Below are 14,755 nucleotides of genomic sequence, written 5' to 3' on the forward strand. Positions count from 1 at the left end.
AATAGTTTTGCTGCGTCCGGGAAATGATCGCTATGGGGGTGGCGTTTCATCTGGCAGAAACAAAAAACGCGCTGGCGGGTGACCCGCACAGCGCGTTTGCATGGTGGGAATTGCGTGCGCGTTAAGCGGCAGCAACGCCCTTGTCTTTAAGGTGCTGGGACAGTTCGCCGCTGGCAGCCATTTCGCGCACGATATCGCAACCACCAAGGAACTCGCCCTTGACGTAAAGCTGCGGAATGGTCGGCCAGTTCGAGAAATCCTTGATGCCCTGACGGATGGCCGGATCGACCAGCACGTTCACGTCCTTGAACGGAACGCCAAGTTCGGCCAGTACCTGCACAACAGCAGCAGAGAAGCCGCACTGCGGGAACATTGCGGTCCCTTTCATGAACAGGACGACGTCATTGTCATCGACGTCTTTCTGGATGCGCTCGAAAACCGGGTTGTCGGTCATAATGATTGTCCTTGGCTTTGGGCGGCATGGTTGGGGCCGCAAATTCGGGTAAAACTTTTATGGGCGAAGATATGGCTGGAACCTGCGGTTCTGTCAACTCTTGGCACGATTTTGCCGCGCGGTGCGCAGGTTATCCCAGGTGAAAATGCCCAGGCCGAACCACACCAGCGCATAGGTGATCATGTGGGCCTCGGTAAATATCTCGCCGAAAATCAGAACCGCGACAAAGAACTGTATGGTCGGATTAAGATATTGCATCAATCCAAGGGCTGAGAATTTCATGTTGCGTGCCGCAAAGGCAAACAACACCAGCGGGGCTGTCGTGCAAACCCCAAGCCCGATCAGAAGCGCATCCTCGACCCGTCCGATATGCCCGAAGGTCATATCACCCTGATAGGTCAGCCAGCCAAGATACCCCAACGCAAACGGGGTCAGAAGAATACATTCAACAAAAAGACCGGCGATCGGGTCGGCCGGGACGAATTTGCGAATCACACCGTAAAAGCCAAACAAGGTCGAAAGTCCGACGGCAACCCAGGGCATATCGCCATAAAAAACCAGAAGGTTCAGAACCCCGGCCGTACAGATCAAAACGGAAAGGATCTGTATGCGGTTAAGTTTTTCGGCAAAAAAAATCCGACCGAGGATCAGCATGATCAACGGCATGATGTAATAGCCAAGGCTGGCTTCAAGGGCGTGCGCGCTATTGACCGCCCAGATATAAAGCAACCAGTTGCCGGCAACCAACAGGCTTGAAAGGAACAGAAGCCCGATGGTGCGGGCCGACGAAATCAGTTCCCACAGCTTGTTGCGCCGTCCCAGCGCAAAGACCAGCAGCAAGGTCAGGATGGCAGACCAGACAATCCGGTGTGACAGGATTTCAAGCGGGGTGGCAAAGGCGACCTGCTTGAAATAAAGGCCAAAGAAGCCCCAGAAGATAAAGGCACCAAGCCCGGCGAGGGGGCCGGGACCGATCAATGCCGGTTTTTCCTGTGAAGACATGGGGCAGGACCTAACGTAAAGCGATGGTCAGTTAATGGGGCTGTGACCGGCCGCTACGTCTTGGACCAGTTCAGTATCATCTGAAAGCAAGTCGGGGCCGAGATTAAGTCGGCCCTCGAAAAAGTCTTGTCTGGCAAGGCGGGTTCGTGGTGGCGAGGTGACGCAATGCCTTTTGGGGGACTGTGATCAGTCCGGCGCAGAGGTTTGAAGAGCCAGCGCGTGCAAATCGCCGCCCATTTTACCCTTCAGTGCGGAATAAACCATCTGGTGCTGAACCACACGGGTTTTGCCGCGGAACTGTTCGGATACGACAATTGCCGCATAATGATCGCCATCACCGCGCAAATCCTCGATGCGGACCTGTGCATCGGGCAGGGCTTCCTTGATCATGCTTTCGATTTCATAGGCTTCCATGGCCATGGCGCATCTTCCTCATGGTTGATCGGCGCAATATTCGGGACCGCCGATATGACTTGTTTTCACTGGTATATGTCGTTGTTAAGGGGGCTGTCAATTTTTGTGAAACGCCCGTTATCCGGTAATGACAGACGACGCATGGGCCTTGTGTTTTGGCCGTTATTGAGCTAACAGGCATTGTTCTGGTTGCGCACACCTGCCGTCCGCAAGGTTTATGCCTTTGGTAAAGTGCGTTGAATGAATTTTTCGGATCCGTTTCCCGTTCAGGATGCGGCCCGGCAATGCGGACCCCCGGCCTCCTGCGTGGAGACGATAAATGACTTCCAATACGCTCAATATCAGCCGTGCCGACATTGAAACCGACGCGGCCGAGCAATTCAAGGCACAGGCAAAACGCCTGCGCAAAGCCTTGGCCGCACGTGATGTCTCGATCTCGCATACCGGTTCGCTGGAACTGCTGGCGCAAAGCCATGGTTTTCGTGACTGGAACACCGCCGTTGCCATGGCACGGCGCAATATCCCGACCAACGTGTCCGATTTGGGTATAGGCAAACGGTTTGCCGGATCTTACCTTGGTCATGCCGTCACCGGCCTGATCCGGAGTGTCACGGCGACCCCGACACCGGGTGTGTTTCGGGTTGAGGTGCATCTTGATGAACCGGTCGATGTGGTGGAATCAAAACGCTTTAGCGGTTTTCGCCAGCGCATTGCATCGCGGATCAACGAACATTGCGAACCGGTTCTGACCAACGGCATGGCCGGACCCGGACTTTCGATTGATCTGTTGCTGCGAGAATCCCCGGACGCGTGAGCACGTTTATCCCAGAGATCAATGACCAAACCCTCCGGCAGCTTCCCAAAGTTGCCGGAGCTTACGTTCTGGTGATCGAACTCGAAGATGACCTGACGCTTCAAAACAAACGGTTCAACGGGATCACCCTTGCCAAAGGAACATACCTCTATTGCGGCTCTGCCAACGGTCCCGGCGGCATTGCTGCAAGGGTCAAACGCCACTGCAAGGCGACCAAGAAACCCCACTGGCATGTCGATGAACTGACCTCAAACGGGGCCGGACGGGTTGTTTCGGTGCTGGCGGTGCCGGGAGGGAATGAGTGTGTGCTGCGGGCTGCTTTGCAGGAGCCTGACACACAGGTTCCCGTGCCCGGATTTGGCAGCAGTGATTGTCACAGTTGCCTAAGCCATCTAATTGGCGTGACAAAAAGCTATGTTCCTACCCTTGCGAAGATAACTCTATCCCAAAAGTAGCGTACCTGCATTTGGCTTTGGAGCTTATGATTCTTGCGCAAAGTAACTACTTGGGGGATGCCGCGATGACAAAGTTCAAGAAATTGATGTCATTTGGAGTTTTGGTGACTGGTGCAATGTTATTGGCCAACACCGTCAAAGCATCTGATGGGATAGATAAATCTCTTGCGAAATGTGCTGTGATAAAGGGCGAACTAGATCGTCTGGATTGTTATGACAAACTTGCGAAGCGTTTCGGGTTAGATGGACCGCAGGAACAAAAAACAGCGCCGACTGGGCTAGGGAAATGGCGTGTATCGAAGAAAGTGAATCCAATTGATGATTCCATGACTGTAACCGCGATCTTAGACGCCGATTCCGGTGTAGGTAGTCGCGGGGAGGAAGTATTCTTCGTTGCCAGATGCCAATCCGATAAAACAGAAGCCTACATAGGTTGGGAAGACTATGTTGGTGATGACAGCTCCAGCGTTTACGAGAACTGGAAATATGTCACCGTCAGGATAGGTGGTGAAGATGCCGAGGTGCAGAAGTGGGGAGTGTCTACTAGTAAAGATGCGACATTCGCGCCCGACTGGGCTAGCGATCTTTTACAGAAAATGGCGAGAGATAACAAATTTATAGTCCAAACTACGCCATATGGAGAAAGCCCTGTAACCGCCATATTCGATACAACCGGTATGATGGCGGCACTTGAGCCACTTGCGGAAACCTGTGGTTGGTCGTTTCGTTAAATGGAGTTCGGAACTTAGCCCCCGGTCATGCTCATGTGCCGACCGACCGACGGTTTCTGGCCTTTGCGGTCAATCACGAAATCATGGCCCTTGGGTTTGAGGTCCATGGCGGCATCAAGCATCTGATCAAGCGCGCGTGGGTCGCCGGTGCGCAGGGCCGCGCGCAGATCAACGTGATCTTCCTGACCAAGGCACATGTAAAGCGTGCCGGTGCAGGTCACGCGCACGCGGTTGCAACCTTCGCAGAAATTATGGGTCAGCGGCGTGATAAAGCCGAGCCGTCCGCCGGTTTCAGCCACGGTGGTATAGCGGGCCGGGCCGGGGGTGACATATTCGGACGGGATCAGGGTGTATTCCTGTTCGAGCCGTTCACGCACGGCAGTCAGTGGCAGGTATTGGTCGGTGCGGTCCCCGTCAATGTCGCCAAGCGGCATGGTTTCGATCAGGCAAAGGTCAAAGCCCTCCTTGCCGCACCAGGCGACAAGGCGTGACATTTCGTCTTCGTTGAAATTGCGCAGCGCGACGGTGTTGATCTTGATCGAAATACCGGCCTGTTTGGCGGCCTCAAGCCCGGCAAGTACCTGTTCAAGGCGGCCACGCCGGGTGATTTCGGTGAATTTCTGGGAATCCAGACTATCAAGCGAGATGTTCAGACGTTTGACACCAAGGCGGGCCAGATCATCGGCATAGGTGGTCAACTGGCTGCCATTGGTGGTCATGGTCAGTTCATCAAGCGTGCCGGTTTTAAGATGGCGCGACAGATTGGCAATCAGATCCATGATGCCCCGGCGCACCAGCGGCTCGCCACCTGTCAGGCGCAATTTGCGCACGCCGCGCGTAATGAAAGCTGTGCAAAGCTGATCGAGTTCTTCCAGCGATAGAACATCGGATTTTGGCAGGAATGTCATGTTTTCCGCCATGCAATAGGTGCATCGGAAATCGCAGCGATCGGTTACCGAAACGCGCAGGTAAGAGACATGTCTGCCATATTTGTCGATCAGTGGCTTGGTCATGGCGGTGCCTTGGGACAGTGTCCTTGGAATTACAGAAGTGTTTGCATCTGTTCTGCGCGAACTGTCGCACAGAAGTCCGGGGTCTGACCAGTCTGTTTCGGACTTGCCCGATCACCTTTCTGTCAGGTGATCGGTGTCAAAATAGCCCCGGTTTCCGTTGAACTGCCTTGATGTCGGTCAAAGTACGACGTTTTCAGGCCGAAAGACGTGCGACATCGGCGTCAATGCATTTGACGACGTGGCGCAAGGTCGTGACATTCTCGCTGCCCAACCGGGCGACCAGTTCTGCGGAATGTTCGGGCACTGCAAGTGTTTTGCGCACGTCTGCAAACAGTGCATCAAGCAGGCGAATGCAATGCGCTTCAGTGAATTCCCAACGTTGTTCGCCCACGGTCATGTTGTCATTGACCAACTGGATCAACCATTTTTTGCGGTGTTCATAGTTGCTGAAATGAAGCGCCATGCGGGCAAATACCAGATTGATGCGCGACCTGACTTCCGGGGCCTTGGCGAGGTGATCCCAGTATTCGGCAGGATTGCGCAATTCATCGTCTTCATCGGCGTGGGCTTCGATGATTTCGTGAATTTCGCGGTCGATTTCCTGAAGCATATCCATGCCGACCATCATGCGAATCACCTTGAAGAAGGGCTGCAGGATGGTGCGTGATAGCGCGCCATGTTCCGTATCGCCCGCTTCATTGCCTTCAAGAAGGTGATCAAACCGCGATACCATCAAGCGCCCGAACGGGTCGTGGCGAACAGCAGCATGTTCGCGGGCCTTGATCATTTCAATATCGGCTTCCAGTACGGCCCAGGCGGTATCAAACAGATCTTCCTTGTCGCGCAGGCTGTCAATCGCCTTGATGATCTGATCCTCTGTGATCGAACCGCCATTGTTGCGGGCTTGGTGTACAAGCCCTTGGGCAAATTGTTCCAGCACGGTAAACGCCGCGACATGGTGGCGTTGCTTGAAGCTGTCACGGGGTGGTTTGTTGGCTGCAATCATCGGTTTCCAGACCTTCTAAGACTGTTGTGCTCGCATCAGGTTCATCTATCGCGTTCCGATAGAGTCCATCTTCTTTGGTTAATAAATCAATTCGAGCAATCCTTGTGCCAAGCACTGCCATTCAGGGCGGGGCCCGCATGCCTAACCTATTCAAAGCCCCCGGCGGCTTCGACGATTTCGAGCACGACATGTCTCGGGCGGATGATTTGTCGGCCTGCTTCTTCGAAATTGACCGCGATTCTGTCCCCGTCTACGGCCTGAATGCGGCCCAAACCCCAGTCGGGTTGGTTGGGATGGCGCACGATGGCACCGGGCGTCAGCAAGAAGTCCATTGGTTGCTCTATATCCTGTGTTGCTCTCTGCAATATAGGTCGTTTGTGGCAAATGCACAATTTGCCGCTGCCACTGCGCGGTCGGATTCCGTGCAGCGTTTTGCAGTGTGGGTAAAATTTGCCGGGTCGTAAAAGCCTGATTTTAAAGCGTGCTAAATAAGCTCTTAATATATCAGGGGCAATCTTGTGCCGTTCGGGATGGGTGCGTCGGCCTGCCATCAGCTTGATCGTGTCGGTCAGCGGCCACCCTTTCGGACTGGGTATTGTGTTTTGGGAACATGGTGCCGTTGAGATTTGCAAATACCTTGGAGAGCCCGCGCTATGGTAGAGGACGCCACCCTTGAACTGACCCTGATCGAATTGATCAGTTCGCGGATCTGTCACGACCTTGTCGGCCCTGTCGGGGCGGTCAATGCCGGAGCCGAACTGATGGGTGAAGACGGTGTTGGTGATGACGAGGCGCTTGCTCTGATGCGAAAAAGCGGTCTGGAGGCGGCACGTCGTCTGCAGCTTTTCCGTTTGGCATTCGGACGTGCAGGCAGCAGCGCCGATACCAAGGCGATGCGCGAGGCGGCATGCCAGACTTATGCGGCCGAGGGCAAAGTAACTCTGGACTGGCCCGATCTTCCAATTGATCCAGCGCATGGGCGAATCGTATTGAATATGGTTATGCTCGCCCGCGAAGCTTTGCCGTTCGGCGGAACCCTCTCGGTTACGCGCGACTCCGGCAAAGTCACAGTTCTGGGTGAGGGGAAGCGCGCCGCTTTGCGCCCTGAAATCATGAACGTACTGGAAAAGGAAGTCACTGCAGATGCACTTGATCCGCGCAATGTTCAGGCATTTTTCTTGCGGAAACTGGCGAAACTTGGGGGTGGAGTGCTTTCGGTCTTGCAACAGGACGGAAATATTGCATTGATCTATGGATAAAAAATTGACCTGCAGGTCTGGTAATGGCGTGTAATAGCTTCTACGTAACATACCGATGTATATTACGTTTCTGTCTGTTTGCGTATTAATGGGAGTTCCAGTTCCGGCAAGCACCTGATTGTTGGAGATTTGGAGGGGGTATATGGACGATCTTTTAAGTGAATTTCTGACCGAGACTTCGGAAAGCCTCTCGACGCTTGACGTTGAGCTGGTGAAGCTGGAACAGAACCCGAATGATCCGGACATCTTGTCCAATATTTTCCGCTTGGTTCACACCATTAAAGGCACGTGCGGCTTCCTTGGTTTGCCGCGCCTTGAAGCTGTTGCCCATGCTGGCGAGAACGTGCTCGGTAAAATCCGTGACGGCGAACTGGTCGTTACCGCAGATGCCGTGACGCTCGTCCTTGAGTCGATTGACACGATTAAGTATCTGCTGGGCGAGCTTGAGCAGAACGAAGCCGAGCCTGATGGCAACGACGCCGAACTGATCGCACGTTTGAACCACTTTGCAGATACCGGCGAAATTCCGGGTGCTGCGCCTGCCGCAGATGCCGCCCCGGCCACAGAGGAAGCGGCCGCTGAAGAAGTCGAAATGACGGACGACGAAAAGCTGCAGGCTGCCTTTGACGCCGCAGAATACGATCCGGACTTCGAAATCCCTGACGAACCGGCTGCTGCTGAACCGGAACCGGAAGCCCCGGCAAAACCGACAGCACCGCCTGCAGCCGCAAAATCCCAGGAAGTTGCGCCCGCGAAAAAGCCTGCCGAAAAGGCCAAGGCCGAAGCCCCGCGCGGCGAGACCAAGGAAAGCTCGGTTGCAGCCCAGACCATTCGTGTGAATGTCGAGCTGCTTGAAAACCTGATGACCCTGGTTTCCGAGCTTGTCCTGACCCGTAACCAGCTTTTGCAGATGGTTCGCGGCAAGGATGACAGTGAATTCACCGTGCCGCTGCAGCGCCTGTCGCACATCACCACCGACCTTCAGGAAGGTGTGATGAAGACCCGTATGCAGCCGATCGGCAATGCCTGGGCGAAGCTGCCGCGTATTGTTCGCGACCTTGCCCTTGAAATGAACAAGAAAATCGATCTGCAGATGATCGGTGCCGATACCGAACTTGATCGTCAGGTTCTTGAACTGATCAAGGATCCGTTGACGCATATGGTGCGTAACTCTGCCGACCATGGTCTGGAAGATATTCCGGGCCGCCGCGAGGCCGGCAAGCCGGAAACCGGTACGGTTACCCTGAATGCGTATCACGAAGGCGGTCACATCATCATCGAGATTTCCGATGACGGTCGTGGTCTGAACCTTGAGCGCATCAAGGCGAAGGCAATTTCCAACGGCCTGACCACCGAAAGCGAACTTGAAGGGATGGCTGATCAGCAAATCCAGCAGTTCATTTTCAAAGCCGGTTTCTCGACCGCGGAAAAAGTGACCTCGGTTTCTGGTCGTGGTGTGGGTATGGACGTTGTGCGTACCAACATCGAAAAGATCGGCGGTACGGTCGAACTGAAATCGGTCGAAGGCCGTGGTTCGACCTTTATCATCAAGATCCCGCTGACGCTTGCGATTGTTTCGGCGCTGATCGTTGAAAGTGGAGGCGAACGCTTTGCCATTCCGCAGATCAGCGTTCTGGAGCTTGTCCGCGCGTCCAACAATTCCGAGCATTCCATCGAACGCATTCACGACACGCCGGTCCTGCGCCTGCGCAACCGTTTGCTGCCGCTGGTGACGCTGAAGCGTATTCTTGGTCTTGATACCAGCGATGCCACCGATGATTCGTTGGATGAAGAAGCCTTCATCGTTGTCGCACAGGTCGGAACCTATTCGTTTGGTATCATTGTCGACCGCGTGTTCGATACCGAGGAAATCGTTGTCAAACCGGTGGCGCCGATCCTGCGCGATCTGTCGCTGTTCTCCGGTAATACGATCCTTGGCGATGGTAGCGTGATCATGATCCTTGATCCGAACGGCATTGCAACCCGCACCGGTGAAATCACCGTTGGTGGTTCGCAGGGTGTCGAAGGCAAGGCCAAGCAGGATGCATCGGATCGCGAAACCACCTCTATGCTGGTCTTCCGTGCCGGTGGTAATGAAGTGCGCGCGGTTCCGCTGGCACTGGTTGCCCGCCTTGAAGAGATCGATGTCGAGAATATCGAGCATTCGAATGGCCGTCCGCTGGTCCAGTACCGCGGCAAGCTGATGCCTCTTGTCTTTATCGATGGTAACTACCAGATGAAGTCAGAAGGCCGTCAACCGACACTTGTGTTCCAGGATCGTGAACGCACCATGGGTCTGGTTGTCGACGAGATCGTCGATATCGTCGACGATGTCCTGAATGTTGAATTGACTGCGGATCAGGATGGTCTGGTTGGCTCTGCCGTGATTGACGGCAAGGCAACCGACCTTATTGATGCCGGTTACTATCTTGAGCTGGCCTTCAGTGACTGGTTCGGCACCGAGGATAGCGGTGGCGAGAAAAAACGTGTTCTGTTGATTGATGACAGCCCGTTCTTCCGCAACCTGCTGACCCCGATGCTGTCGGTTGCCGGCTTCAATGTCACGGCCGTTGAAACCGCCGAACAGGCCATGGAACTCAAGAACCGTGGCAATCAGTTCGACGCGATCATCAGCGACATCGAAATGCCGGGCATGAACGGCTTCGAATTCGCCGAGGCGTTGCAGGATGATGCAGAATGGGGCGACATTCCGATTATTGCCCTGTCGTCGCACACCAGCGAGGAAGATTTCGAACGCGGTCGTCAGGTCGGTTTCAGCGACTATGTGGCCAAATTTGATCGCGATGCGCTTGTCTCGACCCTGATCCAGACACTGAGCAGCATGTAAGCGGGAGATAAAGTCCTATGAGCGATAAAAACGCACTCGTCCCGAGCCAGGAAAAAGGCGGAGCCCTTGAACTTGGTGGTGACAGCCAGGATTTCGTGACCGCGAATATTGGCAAGCAGCTTTTCGGTATCCCGGTCCTGACGGTTCAGGATGTTCTGGGTCCGCAACGCATCACCCGTATCCCGCTGTCCCCGCCCGAAGTGGCAGGTTCCCTGAACCTGCGCGGGCGTATTGTGACAGCAATTGATGTCCGCAAACGCCTTGGTTTGCGCGACAAGGAAGATGACGAGCCGGGTATGAGCATCGTTGTCGATGAGGGTGGCGAGCTTTACAGCCTGATGGTTGATCAGGTGGGAGAAGTTCTGAGCGTTCCGAAAAAGGCGTTCGAGCAGAACCCGGCAACGCTCGATCCGCGTTGGCGCGAGTTTTCAGACGGCATTTTCCGTCTGGACAAGAAGCTTCTGGTAATTCTTGATGTAACGCGGCTGCTTGATTTTACATCGTCCATCAAGCAAGCCGGTTAAACTGAATTTCCATGCCGGGCACGCAATGTGCCCGGTTCCTGCCATTGTGGCTTAACGACCTAAATAAACGAGAAGGAAGTCGATGAAGAGTTGTCTCGTCGTCGATGATTCGAAAGTCATCCGAATGGTAGCACGCCGCATCCTCGAAGAGATCGGGTTCGCGGTTGTGGAGGCAGTGGATGGTCAGGAGGCGCTTGACCGGTGCCTTGAGTCCATGCCCGACGCGGTTCTGCTTGACTGGAATATGCCAGTCAAAAGCGGTATTGAATTCCTGCGTGAACTTCGCGCATCCCCGGGGGGTGATGATCCTGTAGTTGTGTTCTGTACGACCGAAAACGATCTTGAGCACATTCAGGAAGCCATTACTGCTGGCGCGAACGAATACATCATGAAGCCGTTCGATAGCGAGATCATTCAGGCCAAGTTTGAGCAGGTCGGCCTGATCTAGGCCGACGGATCAGCGCGAACCTGCACGCCTTCAATAACGGATCTCCTTAATCACGCGGGGACGCTACTACGTGGAAGAGACGCCTACCCATTCGCCATACAAAGTATTGATCGTGGATGATTCCGCCATCGTGCGCGGACTTGTGACACGTATGATGGCCGAAGACGCAGAAATAGACGTCGTCGGATCGGTCAATAATGGCGAAGAAGCACTGGCAGTCATGGAACGCGGCGGCATTGAAGTCGTTGTTCTGGACATTGAAATGCCGGTCATGGACGGTTTGACGGCCTTGCCGAAACTGCTGGAAATCGATCCAACAGTTCGCGTGATCATGGCCTCCACCCTGACCAAGCGAAATGCCGATATCAGCTTTCAGGCAATGACGCTTGGTGCTGTGGATTACATTCCCAAACCAAGTTCGTCGAAAGACCTGAATGTTGGTGAAGGCTTCCGTGAAGAGCTTCTCGACAAGGTAAAGGCCTGGGCTGAACAGCGTCGCAAGATGCTTGAGGTCGATGAAGCCGCTGCTGCCGAGGCGGCCCAACGTGCCGAGGAAGCCGAGCCCGAAGCCAAACCGGCATCCCCGGAACCGGACGGGGGCGCTTCCGATGATGCGGCTTCTGAAGGCAAGGCGCATGCGTTTCGCGCTGAAATGTCGGTCGAGCATCAGCAACTGCAAAAACAGGGCCGTATTCAGCGTAAACGATTTACGGCAGAGTTGCGCCCACGGCCAATGCAGCAACAGCGCCATCAACCTGCGCAAATGCGCCAGACACCCCAACCGCAGCAACCCGCACCAAGTGCTGCGCCAGCATCCCAGCCAGATACGTCAGCCGCAAAAACCCCGGCAACGGGGGCTGCTGCCGGGCGGCCGGCAGCGCCATCGCGCGATCCCGGAAGGCTTATTCGTGATGCGGCGATTGCTGCAGGTGGTCAGCCAAAGAGCGCGCCGAAAACGGCAGCACGTCCTGCGACCAAGGCTCCGGCGGCAAGAACCGCACCCCCGCCCAAGCGGCAGGCAGCACCCGCACCACAGAAAGCTGCCCGTGCACCTCAGGCGCGCTCGGGAAGTGCACCTGCCCCGGCAAAGCGCCCATCAGCACGTGGTGGTATTTCGTTGCTGCCCGAAAAGCGCATCAATGTCGAAGCGATTGCCATCGGCAGTTCGACAGGCGGGCCTCAGGCGTTGTTTGAGGTTCTGCGTGGCCTTAATGGCGTACGACAGCCGATTTTCATCACCCAGCACATGCCTGCAACCTTTACCACGATCCTTGCAGAACATATTACCAGACTGACGGGCCTGAAATGTCAGGAAGCGCAGAACAAGATGCCAATTGTTGGCGGACAGGTTTACCTTGCGCCCGGTGATTACCACATGACCGTAGAAGGACGTGGTGGTGGACGTCATCTGATGTTGAACCAGAACCCGCCAGAAAACTTTTGTCGCCCGTCGGTTGATCCGATGTTGCGCAGTCTGGTCGCAAGTTACGGAGGAAATATACTGACTGCAATTCTTACCGGAATGGGGCAGGATGGTATGCTTGGCGGTCGTGACGTGGTCAATGCAGGGGGTATGGTCGTCGCCCAGGACGAGCAAAGCAGTGTTGTATGGGGAATGCCGGGTGCGGCAGCACATGCCGGTATCTGTTCTGCGGTTCTGCCGGTGGGTGGAATTGCGGCCTATATCAAAAAATTTGCGGGGGGTCGTTAACCCACAATGATGAAGCCGGAAGACTTCGAGTTTATAAGCAGACTGATTAAGTCCAAGTCCGGGCTCGTTCTGAGTCAGGATAAGACTTATCTGCTCGAAAGCCGGCTGATGCCGATTGCGCGCAAGCGGGGTCTGAAAGACCTTACCGAGCTTATAGGCCTGCTTCGTGGTGGCGACCGTAATCTGGTCGAAGAAGTCGTTGATGCCATGACGACCAACGAAAGCTTCTTCTTCCGCGATACCAAACCGTTTGATCAGTTCCGCCACGTTGTTTTGCCACACATGATCAAGGCGCGTGCGTCGAAGAAACACCTGCGCATCTGGTGTGCGGCGGCATCGTCCGGGCAGGAACCCTATTCGCTGGCGATGATCCTTGATGAATTCAAGTCGCAGCTTGCCGGCTGGCGGATCGATATCGTCGGGACTGATATTTCGCGCGAAATTCTGACGAAGGCGCGCGCAGGTCTTTATTCCCAGTTCGAAGTCCAAAGGGGCCTTCCGATCGGTTTGCTGGTCAAGTATTTCCAGAAGAAGGAAGACCAGTGGCAAATCTCGGCCGATATCCGGTCCAAGGTCCAGTACAAGGAATTCAACCTTCTGGAAGATTTCCGCCCACTTGGACAGTTTGACGTCGTGTATTGCCGCAACGTGTTGATCTATTTCGATCAACCGACCAAAAGTGATGTCCTGGCCCGTATTTCAGCCCTGATGCCTGATGACGGTTTCCTGTTCCTTGGCGGGGCGGAGACGGTTCTGGGTATCTCCGACAAGTTCAAACCGCTTGCCCGCCAACGCGGAATCTATCAGCTGAACCGTCCGGGGGCGCCGGATGTTGATCTGGCAGCACTGGAAAAGGCGCAGGCCGGGGCTGCTTCCGCTGGCGCAGCGGGTGCTGCCGCGCCAGGTGGTCTGGCCTTTCCGAAGCCAAAACACATGCAAACTGGTGCAGGTGCAGCAACAGGCACAACAGCCCGTCCGGCAGCCGGAACGACTGGCACCGCGACAACACGTCCGGCGACAACGACCCGCCCGGCGAGTGGCACGGGAAATACAGGAAGCACGTTCAGCAGACCGTCAGGTTCGACTGCTACAGGTTCGACCACGCGTCCGGGCTCAACAGGGACCACTGGTACGACGGGCACTGCGGGTTCGACCTATCGTCGGCCACTTGGCACCGGGACCGGTGCGGGTGGAGCACCCCAACGGCCAGGGGCAGGCAGCAGCAATTCCACCGGTTCCAGTGGAACCACGCGGCCGTCCTCGACCTTTGATCGGTCCCGCTTTGGGAAACCGGACGACAAGAAGTAGCTGACAGTTGGTTCTTTGCCGACTGTTCTGTTGAACGGAAAGTCGGGAAAGCCAATGACCCCAAATCCATCACGCCCCCAATCTGCCCAGCGCTATAACCTTGGTCGTGTGCAGCGGCGGCGCAAACTTGTCATCGCGGCCGTTACATTGGTTGTGTTGATGATGTTGCCCCTGATGCAGTCCCTGGCACAGGTAGAGATGTTCACCCACGAAGTGGTCGAGATCGGCGGAATTGCCCTGATCCTGATTGCGATATTCGGGCGGGCCTGGTGCACGCTTTATATCGGGGGGCGCAAAGCCAGCCAATTGACGGATGTCGGACCATATTCGATCAGTCGCAACCCGCTTTATATGTTCAGTTTTATTGGCGCAGCGGGCATCGGCGCGCAAACCGGAAGTTTCCTGATCGCGTTATTGTTCGGGGCGGGGGCGTTGGTGATCTTTTTGCCGGTAATCCTGAAAGAAGAACATGCCCTTGGCGAATTGTTTGGCACCCCGTTTGAGGATTACAAGGCACGTGTGCCACGGTTTGGTCCGCGTTTGGGCGCGTGGAAGGATGCAGACGTGCTGGAAGTCCGCCCCAAGCTTCTTGTGCGGACATTGCGCGACGGTCTTGTCTTTCTGATGGTGATCCCGGTCTTTGAGCTAATTGACTGGTTACAGGTCAGCGGCCTGATTGATCCGCTTGTCTATCTGCCGTGATCCGGACAACAAAAAAACGCCCCGGTGCAGTCCGGGGCGTTTTTTTTGATATAGCGGGCACTGCAG

General features: G+C 55.2%; 16 protein-coding genes. 10 read left to right on the forward strand and 6 right to left on the reverse strand.

Annotated features, from left to right (window positions below):
* Positions 1-121 precede the first annotated feature (121 nt).
* The 3 genes from grxD to B2R48_RS19175 form a co-directional block, all read right to left on the reverse strand.
* Positions 122-454 carry a Grx4 family monothiol glutaredoxin gene (grxD, locus tag B2R48_RS19165; RefSeq protein WP_062954293.1) on the reverse strand — a complete coding sequence of 111 codons (333 nt, stop codon included), beginning with the start codon at positions 452-454 and terminating at the stop codon, positions 122-124.
* A 93-nt stretch (positions 455-547) separates the two neighbouring features.
* Entirely contained in the window at positions 548-1,456 is a 909-nt protein-coding gene (gene rarD / locus B2R48_RS19170; RefSeq protein ID WP_062954286.1) for an EamA family transporter RarD, read from the reverse strand.
* A 186-nt stretch (positions 1,457-1,642) separates the two neighbouring features.
* Positions 1,643-1,876, reverse strand: coding sequence for a BolA family protein (locus B2R48_RS19175; protein ID WP_044827588.1), 234 nt, complete (start codon positions 1,874-1,876; stop codon positions 1,643-1,645).
* 313 nt (positions 1,877-2,189) lie between these two features.
* On the opposite strand from B2R48_RS19175, the gene B2R48_RS19180 reads away from it, so the two are divergent.
* The 3 genes from B2R48_RS19180 to B2R48_RS19190 all read left to right on the forward strand — a co-directional run bounded on the left by B2R48_RS19180 (position 2,190) and on the right by B2R48_RS19190 (position 3,870).
* Entirely contained in the window at positions 2,190-2,684 is a 495-nt protein-coding gene (locus B2R48_RS19180) for a glyoxalase superfamily protein (RefSeq protein WP_297003534.1), read from the forward strand.
* On the forward strand, positions 2,681-3,139 hold the full coding sequence (locus tag B2R48_RS19185) for a GIY-YIG nuclease family protein (protein ID WP_297003536.1): 459 nt from the start codon (positions 2,681-2,683) through the stop codon (positions 3,137-3,139). Before B2R48_RS19180 ends, B2R48_RS19185 begins: the two co-directional genes overlap by 4 nt.
* A gap of 65 nt (positions 3,140-3,204) precedes the next feature.
* On the forward strand, positions 3,205-3,870 hold the full coding sequence (locus tag B2R48_RS19190; protein WP_297003538.1) for a type VI secretion system-associated protein TagO: 666 nt from the start codon (positions 3,205-3,207) through the stop codon (positions 3,868-3,870).
* 14 nt (positions 3,871-3,884) lie between these two features.
* Here the strand turns inward: B2R48_RS19190 and moaA are convergent, their stop codons facing one another.
* The 3 genes from moaA to B2R48_RS19205 all read right to left on the reverse strand — a co-directional run bounded on the left by moaA (position 3,885) and on the right by B2R48_RS19205 (position 6,221).
* Positions 3,885-4,883, reverse strand: coding sequence for a GTP 3',8-cyclase MoaA (gene moaA, locus B2R48_RS19195; protein WP_297003540.1), 999 nt, complete (start codon positions 4,881-4,883; stop codon positions 3,885-3,887).
* 193 nt (positions 4,884-5,076) lie between these two features.
* Positions 5,077-5,889, reverse strand: a complete 813-nt coding sequence (locus tag B2R48_RS19200; RefSeq protein WP_297003541.1) for a hypothetical protein — start codon at positions 5,887-5,889, stop codon at positions 5,077-5,079.
* Between the two features lie 146 nt (positions 5,890-6,035).
* Positions 6,036-6,221, reverse strand: a complete 186-nt coding sequence (locus B2R48_RS19205; RefSeq protein WP_062954202.1) for a DUF3553 domain-containing protein — start codon at positions 6,219-6,221, stop codon at positions 6,036-6,038.
* Between the two features lie 321 nt (positions 6,222-6,542).
* On the opposite strand from B2R48_RS19205, the gene B2R48_RS19210 reads away from it, so the two are divergent.
* From B2R48_RS19210 to B2R48_RS19245, 7 genes are all read left to right on the forward strand, one after another.
* Positions 6,543-7,148 (forward strand): histidine phosphotransferase family protein, encoded by a 606-nt coding sequence (locus B2R48_RS19210; RefSeq protein ID WP_062954171.1) that lies wholly within the window; start codon positions 6,543-6,545, stop codon positions 7,146-7,148.
* A 142-nt stretch (positions 7,149-7,290) separates the two neighbouring features.
* Complete coding sequence (locus tag B2R48_RS19215; RefSeq protein ID WP_297003546.1) at positions 7,291-9,996, forward strand: chemotaxis protein CheW; 2,706 nt, start codon at positions 7,291-7,293, stop codon at positions 9,994-9,996.
* A gap of 17 nt (positions 9,997-10,013) precedes the next feature.
* Positions 10,014-10,520, forward strand: coding sequence for a chemotaxis protein CheW (locus B2R48_RS19220; RefSeq protein ID WP_062954161.1), 507 nt, complete (start codon positions 10,014-10,016; stop codon positions 10,518-10,520).
* An 82-nt stretch (positions 10,521-10,602) separates the two neighbouring features.
* Positions 10,603-10,968, forward strand: a complete 366-nt coding sequence (locus tag B2R48_RS19225) for a response regulator (protein ID WP_062954158.1) — start codon at positions 10,603-10,605, stop codon at positions 10,966-10,968.
* A 70-nt stretch (positions 10,969-11,038) separates the two neighbouring features.
* Entirely contained in the window at positions 11,039-12,679 is a 1,641-nt protein-coding gene (locus B2R48_RS20385) for a chemotaxis protein CheB (RefSeq protein ID WP_414716203.1), read from the forward strand.
* Between the two features lie 9 nt (positions 12,680-12,688).
* Positions 12,689-13,987, forward strand: coding sequence for a protein-glutamate O-methyltransferase (locus B2R48_RS20335; protein ID WP_349676160.1), 1,299 nt, complete (start codon positions 12,689-12,691; stop codon positions 13,985-13,987).
* 54 nt (positions 13,988-14,041) lie between these two features.
* Positions 14,042-14,689 (forward strand): methyltransferase family protein, encoded by a 648-nt coding sequence (locus B2R48_RS19245; protein ID WP_297003550.1) that lies wholly within the window; start codon positions 14,042-14,044, stop codon positions 14,687-14,689.
* Positions 14,690-14,755: the final 66 nt, after the last annotated feature.

The organism is Thalassospira sp. UBA848, assembly GCF_002295455.1.
In the GTDB taxonomy this organism is placed as follows: Bacteria; Pseudomonadota; Alphaproteobacteria; order Rhodospirillales; family Thalassospiraceae; genus Thalassospira.